Annotated in this window: 21 protein-coding genes and 1 other RNA gene; 9 read left to right on the top strand and 13 right to left on the bottom strand. The window is 26.4% G+C overall.

Features of this window, described 5'->3' with window-relative positions:
- Positions 1–7: 7 nt before the first annotated feature.
- Both ACH5BK_RS02935 and ACH5BK_RS02930 read right to left on the bottom strand, forming a co-directional pair.
- Positions 8–394: a heat shock protein transcriptional repressor HspR gene (locus ACH5BK_RS02935; protein WP_404304311.1), complete on the bottom strand. Its 387-nt coding sequence runs from the start codon at positions 392–394 to the stop codon at positions 8–10.
- Positions 395–405: 11 nt separating this feature from the next.
- A complete protein-coding gene (locus tag ACH5BK_RS02930; protein ID WP_404304310.1) occupies positions 406–1,272 on the bottom strand; it encodes a DnaJ C-terminal domain-containing protein in 867 nt (288 codons plus the stop codon).
- A 169-nt stretch (positions 1,273–1,441) separates the two neighbouring features.
- Here ACH5BK_RS02930 and ACH5BK_RS02925 point away from each other — a divergent pair, with 169 nt between their 5' ends.
- Genes ACH5BK_RS02925 through ACH5BK_RS02915 form a run of 3 tightly spaced genes read left to right on the top strand, consistent with a single transcriptional unit; the run spans position 1,442 to position 3,527 of the window.
- A complete protein-coding gene (locus tag ACH5BK_RS02925; protein WP_404304309.1) occupies positions 1,442–1,768 on the top strand; it encodes a hypothetical protein in 327 nt (108 codons plus the stop codon).
- Positions 1,761–2,939, top strand: coding sequence for an FAD-dependent oxidoreductase (locus ACH5BK_RS02920; protein WP_404304308.1), 1,179 nt, complete (start codon positions 1,761–1,763; stop codon positions 2,937–2,939). The genes ACH5BK_RS02925 and ACH5BK_RS02920 overlap by 8 nt, the downstream gene beginning before the upstream one ends.
- 9 nt (positions 2,940–2,948) lie before the next feature.
- Positions 2,949–3,527, top strand: a complete 579-nt coding sequence (locus tag ACH5BK_RS02915) for a hypothetical protein (RefSeq protein WP_404304307.1) — start codon at positions 2,949–2,951, stop codon at positions 3,525–3,527.
- A gap of 5 nt (positions 3,528–3,532) precedes the next feature.
- Here the strand turns inward: ACH5BK_RS02915 and ACH5BK_RS02910 are convergent, their stop codons facing one another.
- The 7 genes from ACH5BK_RS02910 to mltG form a co-directional block, all read right to left on the bottom strand.
- Positions 3,533–3,838, bottom strand: coding sequence for a metal/formaldehyde-sensitive transcriptional repressor (locus ACH5BK_RS02910; protein WP_404304306.1), 306 nt, complete (start codon positions 3,836–3,838; stop codon positions 3,533–3,535).
- 10 nt (positions 3,839–3,848) lie between these two features.
- A complete protein-coding gene (locus tag ACH5BK_RS02905; RefSeq protein WP_404304305.1) occupies positions 3,849–4,790 on the bottom strand; it encodes a cation diffusion facilitator family transporter in 942 nt (313 codons plus the stop codon).
- Positions 4,791–4,863: 73 nt separating this feature from the next.
- Complete coding sequence (locus tag ACH5BK_RS02900; RefSeq protein ID WP_404304304.1) at positions 4,864–5,280, bottom strand: helix-turn-helix domain-containing protein; 417 nt, start codon at positions 5,278–5,280, stop codon at positions 4,864–4,866.
- A gap of 137 nt (positions 5,281–5,417) precedes the next feature.
- On the bottom strand, positions 5,418–5,708 hold the full coding sequence (locus ACH5BK_RS02895) for a heavy-metal-associated domain-containing protein (protein ID WP_404304303.1): 291 nt from the start codon (positions 5,706–5,708) through the stop codon (positions 5,418–5,420).
- A 59-nt stretch (positions 5,709–5,767) separates the two neighbouring features.
- Positions 5,768–6,712 carry a malate dehydrogenase gene (locus ACH5BK_RS02890; RefSeq protein WP_404304302.1) on the bottom strand — a complete coding sequence of 315 codons (945 nt, stop codon included), beginning with the start codon at positions 6,710–6,712 and terminating at the stop codon, positions 5,768–5,770.
- Positions 6,713–6,839: 127 nt separating this feature from the next.
- On the bottom strand, positions 6,840–9,032 hold the full coding sequence (locus ACH5BK_RS02885) for an NADP-dependent isocitrate dehydrogenase (protein ID WP_404304301.1): 2,193 nt from the start codon (positions 9,030–9,032) through the stop codon (positions 6,840–6,842).
- Between the two features lie 121 nt (positions 9,033–9,153).
- Positions 9,154–10,275: an endolytic transglycosylase MltG gene (mltG, locus tag ACH5BK_RS02880; RefSeq protein ID WP_404304300.1), complete on the bottom strand. Its 1,122-nt coding sequence runs from the start codon at positions 10,273–10,275 to the stop codon at positions 9,154–9,156.
- Here mltG and ACH5BK_RS02875 point away from each other — a divergent pair.
- A complete protein-coding gene (locus ACH5BK_RS02875) occupies positions 10,196–13,096 on the top strand; it encodes an AsmA-like C-terminal domain-containing protein (RefSeq protein ID WP_404304299.1) in 2,901 nt (966 codons plus the stop codon). The genes mltG and ACH5BK_RS02875 overlap by 80 nt on opposite strands.
- A 12-nt stretch (positions 13,097–13,108) precedes the next feature.
- Here the strand turns inward: ACH5BK_RS02875 and ACH5BK_RS02870 are convergent, their stop codons facing one another.
- Both ACH5BK_RS02870 and secA read right to left on the bottom strand, forming a co-directional pair.
- Positions 13,109–14,314 carry an ABC transporter permease gene (locus ACH5BK_RS02870; RefSeq protein ID WP_404304298.1) on the bottom strand — a complete coding sequence of 402 codons (1,206 nt, stop codon included), beginning with the start codon at positions 14,312–14,314 and terminating at the stop codon, positions 13,109–13,111.
- A 2-nt stretch (positions 14,315–14,316) separates the two neighbouring features.
- Positions 14,317–16,935 (bottom strand): preprotein translocase subunit SecA, encoded by a 2,619-nt coding sequence (gene secA, locus ACH5BK_RS02865; RefSeq protein WP_404304297.1) that lies wholly within the window; start codon positions 16,933–16,935, stop codon positions 14,317–14,319.
- A gap of 57 nt (positions 16,936–16,992) precedes the next feature.
- Between secA and lolA the strand changes: the two genes are divergently transcribed.
- The 5 genes from lolA (at position 16,993) to ACH5BK_RS02840 (ending at position 19,736) form a co-directional block, all read left to right on the top strand.
- Positions 16,993–17,526: a LolA-like outer membrane lipoprotein chaperone gene (gene lolA, locus ACH5BK_RS02860; protein ID WP_404304296.1), complete on the top strand. Its 534-nt coding sequence runs from the start codon at positions 16,993–16,995 to the stop codon at positions 17,524–17,526.
- Between the two features lie 35 nt (positions 17,527–17,561).
- Positions 17,562–17,890: RNase P RNA component class A (rnpB, locus tag ACH5BK_RS02855), an RNA gene on the top strand.
- A 146-nt stretch (positions 17,891–18,036) separates the two neighbouring features.
- Positions 18,037–19,254, top strand: coding sequence for a response regulator (locus ACH5BK_RS02850; RefSeq protein ID WP_404304295.1), 1,218 nt, complete (start codon positions 18,037–18,039; stop codon positions 19,252–19,254).
- A 77-nt stretch (positions 19,255–19,331) separates the two neighbouring features.
- Positions 19,332–19,574, top strand: a complete 243-nt coding sequence (locus ACH5BK_RS02845) for a hypothetical protein (RefSeq protein WP_404304294.1) — start codon at positions 19,332–19,334, stop codon at positions 19,572–19,574.
- Positions 19,575–19,583: 9 nt separating this feature from the next.
- Complete coding sequence (locus tag ACH5BK_RS02840) at positions 19,584–19,736, top strand: hypothetical protein (protein WP_404304293.1); 153 nt, start codon at positions 19,584–19,586, stop codon at positions 19,734–19,736.
- Between the two features lie 10 nt (positions 19,737–19,746).
- Here the strand turns inward: ACH5BK_RS02840 and ACH5BK_RS02835 are convergent, their stop codons facing one another.
- Both ACH5BK_RS02835 and ACH5BK_RS02830 read right to left on the bottom strand, forming a co-directional pair.
- Positions 19,747–20,778: an AI-2E family transporter gene (locus ACH5BK_RS02835; protein WP_404304292.1), complete on the bottom strand. Its 1,032-nt coding sequence runs from the start codon at positions 20,776–20,778 to the stop codon at positions 19,747–19,749.
- 22 nt (positions 20,779–20,800) lie between these two features.
- Complete coding sequence (locus ACH5BK_RS02830; protein WP_404304291.1) at positions 20,801–22,573, bottom strand: ABC transporter ATP-binding protein; 1,773 nt, start codon at positions 22,571–22,573, stop codon at positions 20,801–20,803.
- Positions 22,574–22,656 lie beyond the last annotated feature (83 nt).

The raw sequence follows: 22,656 nt of genomic DNA, 5'->3' as shown, positions 1-22,656 counted from the left end.
GAGGATTTTAATCCTCTTTTTCTACAATAACTATATCAAAAGATGTTTTTTGAACAACCAGAGCTTTTGTGTCTGGTACTACTGCTAAATTATTTATATTTTTCATTTTAGCTTTATATTCTTGTACTTCATTTTCAAGTTTTTCAAGTTTTTTATTTAGTTGAAGTATAATATCAACTCCAGCTAAATTTACACCTAATTCTCTTGTTAATGTTAGTACATATTTTATGTGGTCTATATCTTTTTGTGAATAAAGTCTTATTTTACCATTTGTTCTTGAGGGTTTAATAAGACCTTCTCTTTCATACTGTCTTAGTGTTTGAGGATGTATATTCAAAATCTCAGCAACTGCTGAGATTAAATACACAGGTTCTATATAGCTATTTGTTTCCATAATAAATCCTTTTATTCAGGAAGTTTATCTTTTAGTAACTCTACTAAACTCTCATCTAAATCTTCAACTTTAGGAAGAACAATATTTGCTTTTAGATGTAAGTCACCTTTTGTATTTGTTTTTCTATCTAAAACTCCAAGTTCTTTAACTCTAAACTTTTGATTTTGTTTAGTATTTTGAGGAACTTTTAGAGTAATAGTTTTATGAATTGTTTCAATTTCTACTTTTCCACCAAATAGTGCTGTTTTTAATGGAACATCAAAAGTTTTGATTAAAGTTGAATCATCTCTTTCATATTCATTAGAAGGGGCTACATTGATTTTTAAAATTAAATCACCTCTTTGTCCATGATATGATTTACCTTTTCCTTTTGCTCTAATTTTTTGACCATCTTTAATTCCTTCTGGAATTTTTACATCAAAAGAATCATTGTTTAAAGCAATATGTTGTTTACCACCTAAAATAGCAGTTGTGAAAGGTATTGTTATTTGGGCAGTTGTATCCAAATCTGGTTCATCAAAACCTCCAAATCCTCCAAAACCACCTTGGTTAAAGCCAGAAGAGCTAAATCCTGCTCCTCCACCAAACATTTGTCTAAGTATTTCATCTAAATCAACATTTCCACCTTGACCTCTAGCAAAATCATGGAAGTTTTGACCTCCAAACATTGAATCCCCATATTGATCATACTGTTGTTTTTTTTCTGCATCACTTAATACTTCATAAGCTGCATTTATTTCTTTAAATTTTTCCTCTGCAGCAGGATCTTTATTTACATCAGGGTGATATTTTCTTGCTAATTTTCTATATGCTTTTTTTATATCACTTACAGAAGCATTTTCACTTACTTCGAGTGTCTCATATAAACTTTTTGCCATTTTCCCGTCCTATAATAATTGTTAAGATATTTTTAAGAATATAATTATAGCATAAACTTGAGTCTAAGTCAATCAAGTTTAAAACTATATTTAGCACTATTAACCTTAAGTATGGTATTATGTTGAGTCTATTTAACTATAGTATTAATAAATATAAATGGAATATAAAATGTTTGAAAAAGATGAGTGGACACAGCAAGAACTATATAAATATACAAAAGAACTAGAAAAACAAGGAATTAAAGTAGTACTTATAGACACTATTTTAAAGCCTTTAGATAAAATAGAAACAATAACTTACAATCCTTTTGAAATGAATGAATATCCAAAAGGAACGGTTTTTGTTTTTTATTGTGATACAGGAAAATCTACAAAAGAGAGACTAAAATTTTATAAGTCAAAATTCCCTGATTATAGATGTATTAGTTTAAGAGGTGGAAGAGGTTATTGGCGACCTAATTATCAATTTATGGAAGAGTTAGAAAAAAATGTCTGAAAAAGTTTATGATTATATAGTTTTAGGTGCAGGAGTTGCAGGTTGTCATCTGGCTTATGAATTAGCCAAATATAATGAAAATATTTTGATAATTGATAGAAATAAGGATGTAGGTCTTGGTGCAAGTGGTGCTGCAGGGGCTTTTTTATCACCTTTATTAGGTAAAGATAATAAGTTTAAAACTCTTATTTCAAAAGCTTTAAGTTATTCAACAAAATTTTATAAGGATAATTTCCCTTCTCTTATTACAAATTGTGGAACATGTAGAATCCCTAAAAATGATGAAGATAGAAAGAAGTTTGAAAGTTATAAACCTTATATGGATTTTGAATATAAAGAGTTTGAAGATGGATATTTCTTTCCTATTGGTTCTCAAGTAAACTCCTATGAAATATGCAAGGCTTTAACAAAAAATATAAAAAAACTATTATCTTATGAAGTTTCTAAAATAGAAAAACTTAATGAATTTTGGTACATAAATAACGATATTAAAACAAAAAATCTAATCTTAACTACAGGAGCAGATATTTCTTTGATTAAGGAAGAGTATTTTAATATAAGAGCTGTTTGGGGGCAAAGAATCAATATTTCTTCTTCTACAGAAATAGATATAAATTATCATAAAGAGTGTTCTTTATCAAAATCAAGAAGTATAGAAAATAGTTCAAAAAATCTAATAAGCATAGGTGCTACACATAATAGATTTGAAGAAGATATGAGCCAAACTAGTTATGATTTAAAAAAAGCAGATTTTAACTATATAAAGCCAGATGAAAAAAGTTTAAAAATTATGGAAGATGATACTAAAAAGCTTTTATCTTTAGCTAATGATATCAAGCATTTAAAAAATGTAGAACTCTTAGATGTAAAAATAGGAGCAAGAGCTTCAAGTGTAGATTATTTTCCAATGGTTGGAAAGTTAGTTGACTCAGAAAAAAGTATTGAAAAATATCCTCATATTTTGAATGGAAGTTTTATAAAAAAAGAAAATTTAGAAATGATTAATAATTTATATGTTTTAAATGGAGTAGGGGGAAGAGGATTTGTTTTATCTCCTTATTTAGCTAAAGAGTTAGTTGAACATATTATAAATAAAAAAAATTTAAGTGAAGATATAGAAACATATAGGCTTTTTTCAAGATGGGCAAAAAGATTAAAAAATAAGAAATAGGAATAAAAGATGATAAAAAATGTTTTAAAAATTGTATTTTTAGGTGTTATAGGTTTTGCATTTTTAGTTTATTTAACTGCTCCTAAAGAAAGAGTAATACAAAAACAAGAAAATAGGCTTTCAAAAAATATTGCTTATTTATCTAGTCATTTTGAGATTATAGGTGAAAGTAATTACTTTAGAAAAGAAGTATTATTTCCAAAAGGTAAAGAAAAAACTATAATTGTTTTAAATCATGATGCCTTAGCTGTTTTTAATGAACTGGATAAATATACAAATAAAGATATTATACTTGTAGCAAATATATCACAAACTCCATGGGTAATAAAAAAATTGGCAGTAGATGGAAAACTTGAAGAATTATATAAAGATACAAATAATAAGCTTATAAATGATTCTTCTGGTGATTTTGTAAGAGTTCTTGGTTTAAATAGTATTATTCAAAATAAATATTATGTTTATAAAGTACAAAAAGATGGAAGTATTGAAAAGTCTTTTGAAGGTGAAGTAAAGCTTGATGCTATGCAAAAAGGAATATCAAAACTAGAAAAAACTTCTATTTTAAAAGCTTTATCTTTAAAGTTATAGTAAATTTATTTACTATAACTTTTCATAATATTTACAAGCTCATCCATTTTTGCCATAGCATCAGCTTGAGTTTTTGCCTCTTGGATTTCTTTTACTAAATGACCTTTTGCAAAATGTTCTACATAAGAGTTTATCATTCCATTTACAGCTCCTTTGATTGCTGTAAGCTGTCTTATAACTTCATAGGGATCTAAATGTTCATCCTTACAATCAATATCATTTTCAAGCTTTTTTTTCACGGAATTTACTTGACCATGAATTCTGTTTATTCTGTTAATTAACTTTTTATTTTCTACATCGCATTGATACATTTTAATCCTTTTATATAATACAATTTTTATGGTTTTGTATATTTTTTTCTGATTCAACTTGAATTAAAACATGATTAAAACCTATTTTATTTAAATTTTCTTCTATTTCTTCTGTGATTTTTTCAATCTCTTCAAGTTTTAAATTTATGTCATTTACTACTAAATGAAAAGAAATAAAATTATATTTTGTACTTGGTTTATGAATATGTAAATCATGGTATTGTATTACATTTTCATTTTTCTTAATTATTTTATTAAGTTGTTCTTGGCTTACTTCTACTATATTTATATCCATTAAAGATAAAAAACTCTTTTTTAATAAAGGATATGAATGATATAAAATATAAATACTAAATAAAACTGTTAAGATTGAATCAATAAAATAAACTTCAAAAAAGTAAATAAATATACCAGCAATAACTACGGCTACTGAGATTAAAGCATCGCTTAACATGTGTAAATAAGCTGATTTAATATTTGCATCTTCATCATTAGTCTGTGAATGATTATGTGAATGACTATGATTATGATCATGGTTATGTGAGCAAGAACTTACACCAATATTATTTAAAATATAAGCACTTATACCATTTGCTACAACAGCAATTAAACCTACAACAATCATATATATAGGGTTAATAGTTTCAGGGTTAAAAAATCTATTAATAGCTTCATAAATCATATATATCATAGTTACATATAAAAATAGAGTATTAACAAAAGCAGCCATCATTTCAGCTCTTACATAGCCAAATGTTTGTTTAAATGTTGTAGTTTTACTTCCTAATACAAGTGCTATATAAGTTACAACAACTGCTAAAACATCTCCTGCATTATGAAGTGCATCTGCAATAAGTGCAAATGAATTTGATAAAATACCAAATATTATTTCTGAAACAATAATAATGATATTTACAATTATAATAAGCAAAATCTTTTTTTCTCTTGACATAAAGAACCTTTAATATAATATAGTGGGGTATAGTATATTAAAAAAATAAAAAATTTGCAAGAAGTACTAAAAATCAATACTTCTGTAAATGGTACTTTTTATATTTTTTATAAAAAAGAGGTATTCCCCATCCAAGCAAAGGATAAATAAACCATAAAATCTCAAAGTTTGTAATTATATTTATTAGAATAAGAATTGTATTTACAAATAAAAAAGTTATGACACTTGTATCTTTTTTTAAAAAACTAAAGAAACTATTATCTGCTGTTGAATTACTTATTTTTTGATTTATTGGGTTTTTACTTTCTTCTATTATTTTTTGTAGTTGTGATACTTCAAGTTCGAAAGCTTTTGCTAAAGCATTTAGTGATTCTAAACTTGCTTTATTGTCTTTTTCTATTCTTTGTATTGTTCTTGAACTTAGATTACTTAATTGCGCTAAATACTCTTGTGACCAGCCTTTTTTTATTCTTAAATCTTTTATACTCATTTTTACTTCCTAAATTAATATATGATAATTTTACCATTTTTTAGGCTTTGTCGGTTACGACAATTATATGACAACTACTTAAATAAGATTATATTTATATTATTTTAGGGAAAGAGGAGTATATCCTCTAAATATATTTATTTCCCTGTAGCTACATTAAATTTTCCAACTGCACAAGAAACAAAACTTTTTGCAGTTGTTGTGGCTTTATCTAAACCAGATAACTCATCACTAGTTAGTGGGTAGCCAAGACTTCTTAGTTTTAATTTTAATGCTTCTTTTTTATCATCTTCTATATCAAGTGTGATTTTTCGTGGATTTACTTCTAAATCTACTTCAACTTCTCCAAATTCATCTTTTAAAGAGTTTATTAAAGTATTTGCACAACCACCACATTTTACATTGTAAACTTCAAATGTTTGTTTCATATTTATACCTTTTTATATGGAATTAATTTATATTATATACAAAAATCTTTATAGTTCAATTATTTGAAAAACTTATTTTCTAATGTATCAACTAGTTCTTGAACTGATGATATTGATTTATTAAATTCTTCTTTTTGTATATTAGTTAGGTTTAACTCAATGATTTTTTCCATACCATTTTTTCCAAGCATTACAGGAACTCCTGAAACAATATTTTTATGTCCATATTCTCCTTCAAGTTTAATAGCACAAGGGTAAATCTCTTTTTTATCTTCAAGAATTGCTTCTACCATCAAAGAAGTTGCATAAGCAGGAGCATAGTAAGCAGAACCAGTTTCTAAAAGTTTAACTATTTGAGCACCACCATTTTTAGTTTTTTCTACTATATCTTTTACATCATTTTCTTTTAATACTTCTGATAAAGGAACACCAGCAACAGTTGAGAAGTTTGGAAGAGGAACCATATCATCTCCATGTCCACCCATTACAGAAGCTTCTATTTGTCCTGCTCCATATCCTAGTTTTTCTAAAATAAAGTGAGACATTCTAGCACTATCTAAAATACCTGCCATTCCAATGATTTTATTTCTTGGGTATTTTGAAGCTTTTAATGCTGTGTAAACCATTGCATCAAGAGGATTTGAAACTATTATAATTATTGCATTTGGATTAAACGTAATTGTACTTTGTATTACTTGTGTCATAATTTTTGCATTAGTTAGAAGTAAATCATCTCTACTCATTCCAGGACGTCTAGCAACTCCTGCTGTTATTACTACTATATCACAGTCTTTGAACTCTTTATCTTTAATACAAGCTTTTACAATTGTATTTGATTTAGCTGCATTTGCACTTTGTGATATATCTAAAGCCATGGCTTGGACAATATTTTCTCTTATATCTTTTAACAAAATTTGTGAACATATATTTTTAGAAGCTAGTGTAAAAGCTAATGTTGAACCAACATTTCCAACACCAATAATACCGACTTTTTTATTATTCAAAATAGAAACCTTTAGTAAAATATTTTAAATAATTATATCAAATTGGTACTTATTTGTAGGATTTGAGATTGTTTATTTTGTGAGATAAAAGAGAAGTTTAAAACTTCTCTTTTTGTAGATTCAGTTATTAACCAATAATTGAATTTAAAGTAGCAGATGGTCTCATAGCTTTTGATGTTAATTCATCATTTGGTAAGTAGTATCCACCCATGTCTACAGGTTTTCCATGATCAGCAACTAATTCAGATACAATTTTATCTTCATTAGCAGTCATTGCTTCAGCAATTGGTGTAAATTCAGCTTTTAAATCAGCATCAACATCTTGTGCTGCTAATTCTTGAGCCCAGTACATTGCTAGATAGAAGTGAGAACCTCTATTATCAATTGAACCTAATTTTCTAGCTGGTGACTTGTCATTTAAAAGGAAAGTTCCAGTTGCTTTATCTAAAGTATCAGCTAAAACTTGTGCTTTTTTATTGTCTTGTGTATTTGCTAAGTGTTCAAAAGAAGCAGCTAAAGCCATAAACTCACCTAATGAATCCCATCTTAAGTAATCTTCTTTTTGGAATTGTTGAACGTGTTTAGGAGCAGATCCTCCAGCACCAGTTTCAAATAATCCTCCACCTTTCATTAATGGAACGATTGATAACATTTTAGCACTTGTACCTAATTCTAAAATAGGGAATAAATCAGTATTATAATCTCTTAAAACATTTCCTGTTACAGAAATAGTATCTAATCCTTTTCTCATTCTTTCAACAGATTTTTTAGTTGCATCTACAGGAGCCATAATAGAAATATCTAAACCAGTTGTATCATGTTCTGGTAAGTATTTGTTAACTTTTTTAATCATTTCAGCATCATGAGCTCTGTTTTCATCTAACCAGAAAATTGCAGGAGTATCAGATAATCTAGCTCTAGTAACTGCTAGTTTAACCCAGTCTTGGATTGGAGCATCTTTAGCTTGACACATTCTAAAGATATCACCTTCTTCAACGTCAAATGTAAATACATCATTTCCATCTTTATCAATAACTTTGATTTGACCATTAGCTTGTGCTTGGAAAGTTTTATCATGAGAACCATATTCTTCAGCTTTTTTAGCCATAAGTCCAACATTTGGAACAGTTCCCATAGTTTTTGGATCTAATGCACCATTTTGCTTACAATCATCAATAACAGCTTGGAATGTTCTTGCATAACATCTATCTGGAATCATTGCTAATGTATCTTCTTCTTGATCATCGGCATTCCACATTTTACCACCACCTCTAATCATAGCTGGCATAGATGCATCAATAATAACATCAGAAGGTACATGCAAGTTAGTAATTCCTTTATCAGAATTAACCATCGCTAATTTTGGTTGATTTGCATAAACAGCTTCAATATCAGCTTCAATTTCAGCTTTTTTATCAGCATCTACTTGATCTAATTTAGAGTATAAGTCACCTAAACCATTGTTAAAATTAACACCTAATGAATCAAATAATTCACCGTGTTTAGCAATTAAATCTTTGAAATATACTTTAACAGCATATCCAAACATAATTGGATCAGATACTTTCATCATTGTTGCTTTTAAATGAAGAGATAATAATACACCTCTTTCTTTTGCTTCATCAATTGCTTTTTGGTAGAATTCTTGTAATGATTTTGCACTCATTACTGTTGCATCAATAATTTCACCTGCTTCTAATGGAGTTGATTGTTTTAATACAGTCTCTTCTCCAGCTTCATTGAAGAAAGAAATTTTAACGTCATTTGCTTCAGTCATAGTTGTTGCTACTTCTGAACCATAAAAGTCATTTTCACTCATGTGTGCTACATCAGTTTTAGAGTCTTTTTTCCATTCACCCATTCTATGAGGATTGTTTTTAGCGTAGTTTTTAACTGCACTAGGAGCTCTTCTATCTGAATTACCTTCTCTTAATACAGGATTAACAGCTGAACCTAAAATTTTAGAGTATCTTGCAGAAATTTCTTCTGATTCGTCATAATTAGGTACATTGTAACCTTTTTCTTGTAATTCAGCAATTGCTGCTTTTAATTGAGGAATTGAAGCAGAAATATTTGGTAATTTTACAATATTTGCTGTTGGATCTTGTGTTAATTCACCAAGTTCTGCTAAGTGATCACCGATTTTTTGATCTTCTGTTAAGTTCTCAGGGAAGTTTGCAAGAATTCTTCCTGCAAGTGAGATATCTTTTGTAACCATTTCAATACCAGAACTTTTAGTAAAAGCTTTGATAATTGGTAAGAAAGAGTATGTTGCTAATGCTGGTGCTTCATCAACTTTTGTGTAAATGATCTTTGACATGTTTTTTCCTAAATTTTAATTTTTATGATGTCAATATCTTATCACTAATTAAATTTATCATAAATGAAATTTATAGTTAAAAATATGTCAAAAATATGTTTGTTTCAATTTTGCACAATTATTATTTTATATTCATCCATAAATCTTTTATAGAAGTAGGCTTTTGTTCGCTAACATCAGTTTCCATAATGGTTTTAGCCTCTTTATCAATTTGTGTTTCAACAGCTTTAACTTTAGTGTAACTTTTTTTAACACCTCTATTTGCTTTTATATTATTTACGTGTTCTTTGTAAGTCGTAGCAAATTTATGTAAACCTGTTTTATTATCTCTTACAAAATATAAATATTTGCTCTTCACAGGAAAAATAGCTGCTTTTATGGCATTTAAGCCTACTGCTGAAACAGGGTTTTTAGGTAGTCCAGGATATTTATATGTATTATATGAGCTATTATCTTCTTTGATTCTTTGAGCAGTTACTTTAATATGGGCATATTTACCATAGTTTAAAGTTCCATCCATTTGTAGTTTCATACCTTTTTTCAATCTATTATGAATTACACTTGAAACTATAGGCATTTCATCTATAGTTGCAGATTCTTTTTGAATTATAGAAGCTAAACTTAAATAATAATACCATTTCTTTTTATCATAAATACCAAATATTTTTTTTGAAAATTCTTCATATTTCTTACTAGTTTGAGATAATAAATATAACATTAAATGATCTTCTCTCATTCCATAAGGTAATGAATATGTATCTGCTAAAATATTCCCATCGGCTTTATATGCATGTTTATTATAAACTTCCCATAATCTATCTTCTGAAAGATTAAATTTTTTTGCTAACTTTTTTATTAAAATATAAGTAGTCTCACCAGGTACTAAAGTAACACTTTTTAATGCAGCTTTAGAAGTTGTTAATTTATATAAAAAATCCATTTTACTTAATCTATTTTCATCAATATTTATCCAACCACTTTGAATAAACCCTAAACTTCTTAATATAACTTTATCTATTATGTTAAGCTCAAAACCACTTTTATTTAGATAAGATACTATAGAATTAGTACTACCTTTTGGGATATACAAAACTTTTGTTGATGTCATTGGTATAGTTACATAAAATAAACCTATAATAGAAATAATAAGGAATAATTCAATAATGTTAAAAACAATTAAACTTTTATTAGTTTTTCTTCTTTTGCTTATATTTTCGGCGTTTTTGGTATTATTATCTGGCATAAAAATAGACTCTTTCTCTTTTGGTAATATAAATGTCACGCAATTCTATATAAAACTAGATAAAAAGCTTATTGTAGATGTCGAAAATATAGAATATAAATCAAAAAAATCACAAGTTCAGAGCTCTTATGATGATTTAAAGAAAAATATTGAACTATTGCCTAATATATTAAAAATATTTGAAAGAATTCATGTAGAAAGACTAAAGATCGATGGTAATGAGTTTACAATCTCATTAAATAATAAGTCTATTTACTTAGATAATAAGTTTATAAATTTTTCTTCAAATATTAAATTTCTATCTCAACAAATAGTATTTGATATGTATTCACTTTATTTAAAAGATGTGGATTTATTACTTGATGGAAAAGTAAGAGTTGATTATTTTAATGAAAAATTAGATTATTTTGGAAAATATTATTATCCAAAAGTTAGTGGAGATTTAAAACTTGAAATGACTGACAAATTGGCTAATTTTTATATAAATTCAAATAAATTTAAAAGTTTAAAATTTTTAAAACAGTTTTTTCGCTTACCAAATGAAGCAGAGGATTGGATGTATGAAAATGTGGAAGCCAGCTTAAAGCTAGAAGATTTTTACGGACAATTTGATTTAGAAAGAAAAACAGTAGTAGAAAAATCTTTGAGAGGAACAGCAAAACTATATGATGCAAAAGTAAATTTCCATAAAGGAGTCTCTCCTGTAAAAAGTAAACTTATCAATTTAGAGTTTAAAAAAGGTAATTTATATATAAATCTTAATAAACCTACTTATAAAAACATAAGTATAAACGGAAGTAATGTTGTAATTAGAAATTTAGCAAGCGAAAAAAATGGTGTTGTTGAAGTTAATATAAAAGCTAAGACAAAATTAAATACTCAAATAATTGATTTATTAAAAGTATTTGATGTACATATTCCTTTAGTTCAAGAAACTGGAATAACCAACGCCTCTGTTATTCTAAAAATTCCATATTCTTTAAAAAAAGAAATGACAACAAAAGGCTTTTTTACTGTAAAAAATGCAAAAATTAAAGCAAATGAGTTTGAGTTTTTTACAAAAAATGCAAATATAGTTTTAGATGGTTCTATCGTAGAAATAAAAAATTCTGATTTTGCATACTTAGATATGTTGAACTCAAAAATAAATAATTTAAAATTAGATACCAAAACTTTAAAAGCTAAAGGTGATGTATTAATAGATGAGTTTGTAGTAAAAACTACAGATACTAATATTGTGGATATTACTAATAAAAAAAGTAAGTTAGCACTTGATTTTAATGAAGCAGTATTAGTTTCTTTAGAAGATTTAGCCTTGAGTATTAATGTTGAGGAAAATGTAAATGTGATTTTAAAAGACTTATCAAAAATATATGAATACTCTTCTTTAATGAAAGAAAATTCTATTAAAAATGGAGCTTTAAGTCTTAATATTATTGATAAAGATAATCTTAGTTTTGAGGGTTCTATTTCAGGTTTAAATTATCCAATATATGAAAAATCAAATCTTGTCGAAAGTTTAGAAATACAAGGAAAACTAAAAGATAATAAAGTCTATATAAGCTCAAAAAATGATAAATTAAAACTTTTTGCAGAAAAAGAAAATATAGAAATATTTTTAAAAGATTACACTGTTGATTTAAGTAAAGAAGAGAATTCTAAAACTTCAACCCAAGTATTGACTATAAAAGGTGAAGATATTGTTTTAAAAACAAAAGATGATAAATACTATTTAAAAAATTTTAAGGCTAAAATAAATAAGGATAAAATAGATTTTGAAGCATTTGTAAACAATCTTGAACTTCCTTTACTTAAACATGGAAAAAAAGTAACTTCTTTAAATATTCAGGGTCTAGTTTTTAAAGATGAAATAAAAATAAATACTTTAAATAAGGACTTATTTGTAAGAATAAAAGATAAAAATAAAATTGACTTAGATATAAGTAATTATGATGTTTTAGTTAATTTAAAAGATGAAGAAAAAAATGATTTCACAAAAATTAATTTAAATGGTAAAAATTCTACAATTATTATAAATAATGAGTTTAAGTTTCTAGCTGATACTTATGAATTTAGATTAAAAGAAGATAATAGTAAATATTTACATTTAAAACATAAAAAAACTGATATAACTTATAAAGCTTCAAAAGAAGGAAAGATTGATATTTATGCAAATAATGTGAGTGATGAATTTATAAATACAATTTTTAATAAAGAAATTATTGAAAATGGTAAGTTAATGTTTCTTGCTAATGGTTTTGAAGATAATTTAAAAGGAAAAGTATTATTGACAAATGTTAAAATTAAAGATTTAGCAATTATTAATAATCTACTTATTTTTATACATAGTTCACCTGCTTTAATAAATCCTTTATTAGCAGTACCTTCTGTAGTTTCAATGGCTTCCAATAAAGGTTTTAATCTTACTGGATATAAAATAATAGATGGAGTATTAGAATTTGTTTATGATAATAAAAAGAAAATTTTAGATGTAAATAAATTGATTACAGTAGGTAATGGTATAGATTTTGATGGAAAAGGCAAAGTAAATTTAAATGATATGACTTTAGACTCAAAAATTAAATTGATTTTCTTTAAAGATTATTCGGCTATTGTAGGAAGTATTCCTGTTGTAAATTATGTTTTATTGGGTGAGAATAAAAGAGTAGCAACTCAAGTTAATATATTTGGAGATTTATCAAATCCAAAAATTTCTACAAATTTAACAAAAGATGCCTTTTCTGTTCCTGTAAATATTGGAAAAAGAATCTTAGAATCTCCTGTTAAACTATATGATTTTATTAAAGATTTAGGAAAGTAGAAACGAATAGAATTATTCGTTTCTTAATACATCGATAACATCGATTTTTGTAGCTCTTGAAGCAGGGTAGTAAGATGATAAAAGAACAATTACAACTGCTCCTACAATAATAGAAATAAAATCACTCGTTGCTAAATCAAGAGGTAATTTTGCTGTTCCATATACATCAGCAGGTAAAGATACTATTTCAAAAGTATCTAAAACCCATAATCCTATAAATCCTAAAGCAATACCAATTATAATACCAGAAAAGCCTATAATTGTACCAAGTCTTAAGAATATAGATTTAATCTCTTTAATACTAGCTCCCATAGATAAAAGTAGGGCAATTTCTTTTCTTCTACTCATAACAGTCATAAGTAAAGAAGATATGATATTTAAAGAAGCAACTAAAATTATTAGCATTAATACAATAAATAAGGCTGTTTTTTCCATTTTCATTGCTGCAAAGAAGTTTCCATTTTGTTGCCACCATCCAATAACGCCAGCACCAGTACCTTCTAAATCTTTTTGAATAAGCTTTATATCTTTAAAAGCATTATCTGAATATACATGAATTCCATCATAAGTTTCTTTATCCTTTTTTAATAGAGTTCTCAAGGCTTCTATTGATGTATACATATATGCTTTATCATAAGCATTTAAACCTGATTTAAATGACTCTTGAAAAGTAAATCTTTTCATTTTAGGAATCATAGAAAAACCAGTAGGATTTAAATCTGTGAAATATAAAGTAGCTTTTGAACCTTTGTTTAAATAAAGTTTATCACTTATTCCTTGTCCTGTGATAATATCATACTTTCTAAGTTTTAAATCACCTAAAGCTTCTTTATAAATAGAGTTTATTTTGGCTTCTTTTTGTGGAATTACTCCAAATATCATACCTCCACTCATAGAGTCACCACTTTGAATAATAGCTTGTGATGAAATATAAGGAGAAAACATTAAGTTTGGATATTTATTTTGAAGTTGATTTAGAATATTTTCATTTAAACCATTTTGAAATTTAGAATAAATTGTCAAAGGGTAATTCATGGTAAAAAGTTTTTTTTCAAACTCTTTTGCAGTTCCATTCATAATAGCCATAGATAAAATAAGAACCATAACTCCAATAGCTACACCTATAAATGCCAAAATAGCACTTATAGATATAAAAGGATTTTTTTTATCAAATCTTAGGTATTTTCTTACTATAAAGTTTACTAACTTTTTATTCAAAATTAGTTACCTGCTGCTAAACCTCTTTTAGGTCCGCTTTTTCCATGACATTGTTTATATTTTTTACCAGAGCCACAAGGACAAGGATCATTTCTTGCTATTTTCTTTTCATTTGCAAATATTTTATCTTCTTCCACATTTGTAATAGCACCTTCATTTGCTTCTTCCATTTGCTCTTTCATTTTAGCTAAAGCTTCTTGCTCTTTTTGGGCATCTTCATTTGATTGAAGTTGTACTGTAAATAAAATTTTAATAATTTCTGTTTTGATATTTGAAATTAATTCAATAAACATATTGTAAGACTCTTTTTTATACTCAACAAGTGGGTCTTTTTGATTATATCCTCTAAGTCCAATACCTGTCTTTAAAGTATCCATTGAGTATAAATGTTCTCTCCATGCATTATCTAAAATTTGTAAGTATAGTACTCTTTCTATTTCTGATTTTTGTTCAGGAGCTGCAATTGACATTTTTTGCTCATAAACTTCTTTGATTATAGATATTAATTTTTTCTCTAATTCTTCATAAGATTCAGCTTGAATATCTTCTAGTTTTATAACTAGATGTAATTCTTCTTTGAATTTTGTAATTATATAATCATAATTAAAGTCCTCAGAAGGCATACCATCAATAATTTCAGCATCTGCTAAAACATTTGCTATATACTCAGCTCTATTTTCTTCAAGTTTTGAATCAATATCATAGTCAGGTTTTAAAAGATCATTTCTAAATGCGTAAATTACTTTTCTTTGTTCATTTGCTACATCATCATATTCAAGTAAATGTTTTCTACTTTCAAAGTGCATAGACTCTACTTTTTTCTGTGCATTTTCAACTGCTCTAGTAACCATTCTTGATTCAATATGTTCACCTTCTTCAATACCAACTCTTTCCATTATTCCAGCAATTTTATCTGAACCAAAGATTCTAAGTAAGTTATCTTCTAGTGATAAGTAAAATTGAGATTCACCAACATCACCTTGACGTCCAGCTCTACCTCTTAATTGATTATCAATTCTTCTTGATTCGTGTCTTTCTGTACCTAAAATAACTAATCCACCTAAATCAAGAATTTCTTGTGACAATTTAATATCAACACCTCTACCTGCCATATTTGTAGCAATAGTTACAGCACCTCTTTGTCCTGCGTCTGCAATAATCTTACCTTCTTTTTCATGCTGCTTTGCATTTAAGATTGTATGAGGAATTTTTTTATCTTTTAATATTTTATGTAATGCTTCTGATTTTTCAATTGAGGCAGTTCCAACAAGAACAGGTTGTCCTTTTTCGTGTAATTCTTTAATTCTATTACACACTGCTTCAAATTTTTCTCTTTCACTTTTATAGATTAAGTCATTTTTATCAAGTCTTTGAATAGGTACATTTGTAGGAATAGATACAACATCTAAGTTATAAATTTCTGCAAATTCTGTAGCTTCTGTTTGTGCAGTTCCTGTCATACCTGCAAGTTTGTCATACATTCTAAAGTAATTTTGGAATGTAATATCTGCTAATGTTTGTGATTCTTCTTGAATTGATACACCTTCTTTAGCCTCTAAAGCTTGATGTAGTCCCTCACTAAATCTTCTACCTTCACTTAATCTTCCAGTAAACTCATCTACGATTATAACTTGATTGTCTTTTACAACATAATCCACATCTTTCTCAAAAATGAAGTTTGCTTTTAAAGCTTGATCTAAACTATGAGATAACATAGCATTTTCTAAAGAGTATAAGTTTTCAACTTCAAAAAGTTTTTCTGCTTTTTCAATACCTTGTTCTGTTAATAAAACAGCTCTGTTTTTTTCATCAACTGTATAATCACCAGTTGTAGTAGGTTTTTGGCTTGGGTCTTTAGGCTCAATTATTTCACCTCTTTCTAATTTTAAAGCAATTTCATTTGCTTTAAGATAGTTAGAGTTTTTATGGTTTGTTGGCCCACTAATTATTAGAGGTGTTCTTGCTTCATCAATTAAAATTGAGTCAACTTCATCTACAATAACAAAGTTATGTTCTCTTTGAACTTTTTCATTGATATCTAAAGTCATATTGTCTCTTAAATAATCAAATCCAAACTCATTATTTGTTCCATAAGTAATATCTGAATGGTATTGCTCTCTTCTTAAACCATCATCCCTAATATCTCCTGTAATAGCACCTACACTATACCCTAAAAAGTTATATAAAGGTTCAAGTTCACCTGCATCTCTTGATGCAAGATAATCATTTACTGTTACTACGTGTACACCTTTTCCACTTAGTGCATTTAATGAAACTGCAAGAGAACCAACTAAAGTTTTACCTTCACCTGTTTTCATCTCAGCAATTCTTCCTTCATGAAGTACCATCGCTCCAATTAGCTGTACATCATAAGGTCTCATATTTAAAACTCTTTTACTAGCCTCTCTTGTGATAGCAAAGGCATCATTAAGTACTTCATCTAGTGATTTATTTTCTTCTTGTACTTGTTTTTTTAATTCGTTAAAATTATCTTGTAATTCTTCATCGCTTAAGCTTTCGTATTTACTTTCTAAGGTATTAATAGCTTCAGCTCTTTTTCTATATTGTTTTACTTCTCTATCGTTTCTTGTGCCAAAAATCTTTGAAAAAACATTAAACATAAAATTAATTCCTTTTTGTTATAATCCAAAAGATTATATAGAAAAAAAGGTTAAAATATGTTTTATAAAACAGGATTGTTACTAATTGCTTGCTTAATAGTTTCAAATGCTTCAATTAATATAGAAAAATTAGATACATACAAATCAGATTTTACACAAAGTATTAAATCAACAACAGGTAAAACAATAGAGTATAAAGGGGCAGTTTTTATAAAAAAAGATGGAAAAATTCTTTGGAAGTATAAAACACCTATTATTAAAAATGTATATGTTTTAAATAATTTTGTCATAATAGATGAACCAGAATTAGAACAAGCAATTTATACAACTTTAGAAACAGAAGTAAATATTATTAAACTTTTAGAAGGGGCTAAAAAGCTTGAAAAGAATAATTACTTAGCAAATTATCAAAATGTAGACTATATTATTAAAACTTCAAATGAAGAAAATAAAATTGATACTATTTCTTATAAAGATAAATTAGAAAATAGTGTTACTATAAATTTTACTGATTCAAAAATAAATGTTAAAATAGAAGATAATATTTTTAAATTTACAGCTCCTGAATATTATGATATTATAAGAAAATAAAGTTTAAGTAAAATTAGATATAATTTCGCCTCTTTAAGGTAAACCAGACAATAGCTTGAATTTATATTCAAGAGGAAAGTCCGGGCTGCAGTGAAGTATGGTTCCATTTAGAGAATGGCTAGGGTAACCTAAGGGATAGTGCAACAGAGAGTAGACAGCCGAATTTTCGGTGATGGTGAAACGGTGAGGTAAGAGCTCACCAGACTTTTGAGTAATCTTAAGTGCTTTGTAAACCCAACCAGCAGCAAAAAGACCCGGTATTTAACTTCACATTTTTGGTCTTTGCAAGATTAGCTAAGTAATTTGCTAACTAGATAAATTATTGTCTTAAAAACAGAACTCGGCTTATTGGTTTACCTTATTTAATAGCAATAAAAAAACTACATATTAAAAAATCATTATCTTGAATATATTAATTTTAAATCAATCATAAAACACCTATGTATTAAGCTTTTTATAACTATAATAAGTATAATATTTTTTAGAAAAAATAAAAAGGTATATTTGAATATGGATTTTGAAGACATAACGATTTTATTAGTTGATGACAACTTAGAACATATAAAGCTTTTATCAGAAATACTTAATAAGTATTTTAAAAATGTTATAGAAGCAAATAATGGTAAAACTGCCTACGAACTGTATAAAAAAAATCCTAATATTGATATAATTATTTCAGATATAGAAATGCCAGAGGTTAATGGTTTAGAGCTTTTAAGGCTAGTTAGACTTTCTGATTTATATGTACCTTTTATTATTACATCTGCAAGTATAGATAGTAAAACTCTTTTAAAAGCTATTGATTTAAATGTAAATTCAATACTTACAAAACCTGTTGATATGAAAAAGCTACTTGAAAAAGTAGATATTTTAAGAGAAAAGAAACTTTTTGAAAAGAGATTTGAACAAAAGCGATTGGAGATTAAAAATTATATAAAAGCAGTTGATAAAGTTGCTTTAATTTATAAGATGAATGATAATGGAGGCATTACTTATATGAATGAAGGAATGCTTGATGTCTCAAAATATACAAAAGAAGAGATAAAAAATATAAACTTTAATGATTTAATTCATCCAGATATTCCAAAAAAACATATTGAAGAAACATGGCATGATATACGTGAAGATAAACTTTGGAAAGGTAATACCAAATTTATAAGTAAAGATGATGAAGTTTTTTATCTAAATAATACAATTTTTAAGATTAGAAATATTGATGATAGTATAGAGTATATTACAATTGCATTTTTAACTACTCAAGAAAATTTGAAAAAAAGAGATTTTCAAAAAAAAGTTTTACTAAATATAAAAGAAGCTAATCGAAAAGAGTTTAGTCTTAAAAAAGAAATTGATCAGTTAAGAAATGAATTATTTATGCTTAGAGCTTCTGTGTCAGATAATAGCCAATCAAACTTAGATGTTTTGACTAATAAAATAAAATCAAAAGAAAAACAAATCGCAAGTTATGAAGAACAAATAACAGAATTAAATAATAAATATAATAATATGCTTGTATCAAAAAAACAAGAAGTAGAACATCATGTAAACTCTATTCAAAGTTTTAAAATTAAAATTGATATGTTAAAAAATGATTTAGCTGTTAAAAGTGAAGAGTTAGATGTTACTCATGGAAAAATAAAAGAGTATCAGAATAATTTAGATAAAAAAGATAAGATTATAAAAGATTTAAGATTTATAATTGAACAGATGGAAGAAGAAAAAAACTAAAACAAACTTACAAAATAAGCTTCTAATAAAACTTTATATATAATCAAAACTATCAAAAGTCTAAAAAGAGATAATATATGAGAATAAATAATAATACTATATCAACACCAAATCAAGCTGATTTTAATAGACAAGTTAGATCAACGCAGCAAGTTGAACAAGCTAATTCAAGTAAAATAGGTAATGCATATAGTGTTAGTATTAGTAATTGGGCAAAAAACATAATGTCTGAATTTAAAGATGAAGAAATTGCTATTTTTAATTCTGATGTATTATCTTATAATAGTAATTTAGATTTAACATTAAAACAAAAAGTATAAGGTCTCTTATTGTTTGATTTTGAAGAGTTTACAAAAGAGGGCTATTTAAATGAATGGTATGCAATACCTGTTTTAATTATACTTATTATTTCTAAAGTTTTTATAGAAAAAAAATATGATGAAAATCTTAATAAAAAAAATAATGAAAAGAAGAAAGACTAAAAGTTAGTCTTTATCCTTTTTTATTTCTTGATAAATCTGACATTAAAATCGCAAGCCAATGAGTACTACTATTTGAATTAAAAGCAATTTTTAAAGTCATTGTAATAGGTACAGCTAAGAACATTCCTACTATTCCTAAAACCCATCCCCATAAAATAAGAGAAAAGAAGATTACTAAAGGTGAAAGCCCTAATTCTTTACCCATAAGTTTTGGCTCAATTATATTGCTAATTGAAATATTGATAGTCATATAAAGAACTATCAAAATAATAGTTGTATTTATGTCTGCATTTAAAAGTGATAAAAGTACAGCTGGAATTGCTGCTATGATAGATCCAACAACAGGAACAAAGTTAAATAGCATTGCTATAACTCCCCATAATACAGGATAGTCAACATCAAAATAAATTAAAGTTACAGTAATAATAAAACCTGTAAGAAAGCTTGTTGTAGACTTTACTAAAAAATATTTTTGAATATTATGAGAAAATAAATTGAAATGTTTTAACTTTTGTGCATTTGATTTAAATATTATTTTCAACTTTGTTTCAAAAGATTTACTTTCAGCTAATATAAATGCTATACCTATAATAATAAGTAAAAATTTAGATAAAAAGCTTCCTATATTTCCTATTATATTTGTAGTAAATCCAAAAAATGAACTTAGATTAAGTGTTTGTAGAATTTGATCTTTATCTACTGTATATCCGTATTGTTCTACTAAGTGAATACTATTTACTATTAAATCATTAAATCCTTTTTCATAAGAGCTAAGGTTACTTAGAAAATCTTTTAATGAAATATTTATAATATAATATACTAAAAGTGAAGCAATTGTAATAATTGATAATACTATTAAATATGAAATAAACTTAGGAACCTTACCTTTTTGTAAGAACTGTAATAAGGATGAAATAATTGATGAAATAAAAATGGACAGAAATAGTAATACCACTATCTCACTTGCTACTTTTAATCCTGCAATTATTACTACTGATGTTGCAAGATAAAAAAAGTAATTTCTTAAATTTACTGCATCCAAATTTTCTCCTTTTTTATTGTAATTATATCAATTGATTTTTAACAAATTCTAAATAATGACCCTCAACTTCTTCAAGTTCGTCATGATTTCCTCTTTGTACGATTTTTCCTTCATCTAAAACATATATCATATTTGCATTTTTTACTGTACTTAGTCTATGTGCAATAGTAATTACTGTTTTGTCTTTCAAGATAGGAATTAGAGCATTAAATAGTTTTGCTTCTGTTGACACATCAAGTGCTGATGTAGATTCATCAAAAATAACCACTGCAGGATTAGCTATTATCATTCTAGCAATAGATAATCTTTGTCTTTGTCCTCCACTTAATCTTACTCCATGTCTTCCTACTATAGTATCAAGTTTTTTTGGCATTTTTTCTATAGTTTCATATAGTTGAGCAATTTCTAAGGCTTTATATATTTCTTTATCACTTATATTTTCATTTCCCATAGTAATATTAAATCGAAGAGTATTATTAAAAAGTATAGGCATTTGTAAGACTAAAAATATATTATCTCTTATACTTTGTCTATTTAGTTTATCAATACTATGATTATTATATTTTAAATCACCACTTTTTTTAGAATAAAATCCAGAAATTATTTGAGCTAAAGTAGTTTTCCCACTTCCACTTGCACCAATTAAAGCTACTTTTTCTCCTGCTTTTATTTCTAAATTTATATTTTCAAGTACATTTTTATCTTCATTGTAAGAAAAATATAAGTTATGTAAGGAAATATCTACTTTTTTATCTTTTACACAAAGCTCTTCTTTCCCTGATTTTTCAGTTTTTAAATCTAATATTTTATTTAGTCTAACTAAAGCAGCATTTGCACTTGCATAAGAGTATTGAATTGTCAAAATATCTTGAACGGGAGTCATAATAAACCAAATATAACCAAACATAGCAAACATCATACCAATTGATAAAGAATCATATTCAACTAAAATTAATCCTGTAGCTCTAAATATTTCAAAAGCTACTAGAAAAATAGTAAATGAGAATCTTTCAAAAGCTACACTTTTATAATTAAATTCATTTGATGTTCTTTGTATATCTTTTGCTTTATCTATGGCTTTTTCAAAAAAGTATGACTCTTTATTACTTGCTTTTATTTGTCCGAATAATTCTAATGTTTCTCCTAAACTATCTTGAAAAGATTCTATTGTTTGATTTTCTTCTTTTTTTAAAATACCTGTTTTTTTAGATATTTTTTTAGATAAAATCATAACAATGGGTTGAATAAAAAGTATCATTAGTCCTAAAATAGGATCAATTGTAATAATTACAATTGCTACTGCTAATAAAGTTAAAACAGAAGCTACAAACTTACTAGCAATTGAGATAATAAAATTGTCTAATGTATTTATATCTGTAATAAGGTTTGATGTAATAGCACCTGAACCTAAACTTTCATATTCATTCATATTTACATTTTTTAAATGATTCAAGAGTTTTTGTCTGATTTTAAAAGTAACATACTTTGAGATTTTTGTAAAAATTTTGGTTATTACTACAATAAAAATAAAATGTATTAGTCTTAAAAATATTACTGCAAAAGTTACTAGACTTATATAATAAAAAGCATTTCCTTCGCCAAAAGTAGAGTTAATTGTATTTACAAATAAAGCAGGTTTATTAAGTAGTATTTCATCAACTAATACAGGAAGCATTAATGGTATAGGTACACTAATTGCAATAGCAATTACAGTAATTATTTGTCCAAGTATTAAACTTTTTTTATTTTCTAATAGTAGTTTAAATATATATTTTACTGATATTTCTTTTTTCATAATAGTCTTTCAATTTTTTATTATGAAATGTTTTACAATAAATAGCTTAAATTAAGGGTTAAATAAAAGTATTTTATCTTCAA

Source organism: Arcobacter sp. YIC-80 (genome assembly GCF_044841725.1).
In the GTDB taxonomy this organism is placed as follows: Bacteria; Campylobacterota; Campylobacteria; order Campylobacterales; family Arcobacteraceae; genus Arcobacter_B.
This window is presented reverse-complemented; position numbering and strand designations above follow the sequence as displayed.

Bases quoted from the DNA above. Each gene is read 5' to 3' on its own strand.
- ACH5BK_RS02875 (WP_404304299.1), top strand. From the start codon at position 10,196: ATGTTAAAAACAATTAAACTTTTATTAGTTTTTCTTCTTTTGCTTATA.
- ACH5BK_RS02900 (WP_404304304.1), bottom strand. From the start codon at position 5,280: ATGAGTATAAAAGATTTAAGAATAAAAAAAGGCTGGTCACAAGAGTAT.
- lolA (WP_404304296.1), top strand. From the start codon at position 16,993: ATGTTTTATAAAACAGGATTGTTACTAATTGCTTGCTTAATAGTTTCA.
- ACH5BK_RS02845 (WP_404304294.1), top strand. From the start codon at position 19,332: ATGAGAATAAATAATAATACTATATCAACACCAAATCAAGCTGATTTT.
- ACH5BK_RS02885 (WP_404304301.1), bottom strand. From the start codon at position 9,032: ATGTCAAAGATCATTTACACAAAAGTTGATGAAGCACCAGCATTAGCA.
- ACH5BK_RS02920 (WP_404304308.1), top strand. From the start codon at position 1,761: ATGTCTGAAAAAGTTTATGATTATATAGTTTTAGGTGCAGGAGTTGCA.
- ACH5BK_RS02925 (WP_404304309.1), top strand. From the start codon at position 1,442: ATGTTTGAAAAAGATGAGTGGACACAGCAAGAACTATATAAATATACA.
- ACH5BK_RS02915 (WP_404304307.1), top strand. From the start codon at position 2,949: ATGATAAAAAATGTTTTAAAAATTGTATTTTTAGGTGTTATAGGTTTT.
- ACH5BK_RS02905 (WP_404304305.1), bottom strand. From the start codon at position 4,790: ATGTCAAGAGAAAAAAAGATTTTGCTTATTATAATTGTAAATATCATT.
- mltG (WP_404304300.1), bottom strand. From the start codon at position 10,275: ATGCCAGATAATAATACCAAAAACGCCGAAAATATAAGCAAAAGAAGA.
- ACH5BK_RS02850 (WP_404304295.1), top strand. From the start codon at position 18,037: ATGGATTTTGAAGACATAACGATTTTATTAGTTGATGACAACTTAGAA.
- ACH5BK_RS02910 (WP_404304306.1), bottom strand. From the start codon at position 3,838: ATGTATCAATGCGATGTAGAAAATAAAAAGTTAATTAACAGAATAAAC.
- ACH5BK_RS02935 (WP_404304311.1), bottom strand. From the start codon at position 394: ATGGAAACAAATAGCTATATAGAACCTGTGTATTTAATCTCAGCAGTT.
- secA (WP_404304297.1), bottom strand. From the start codon at position 16,935: ATGTTTAATGTTTTTTCAAAGATTTTTGGCACAAGAAACGATAGAGAA.
- ACH5BK_RS02930 (WP_404304310.1), bottom strand. From the start codon at position 1,272: ATGGCAAAAAGTTTATATGAGACACTCGAAGTAAGTGAAAATGCTTCT.
- ACH5BK_RS02830 (WP_404304291.1), bottom strand. From the start codon at position 22,573: ATGAAAAAAGAAATATCAGTAAAATATATATTTAAACTACTATTAGAA.
- ACH5BK_RS02895 (WP_404304303.1), bottom strand. From the start codon at position 5,708: ATGAAACAAACATTTGAAGTTTACAATGTAAAATGTGGTGGTTGTGCA.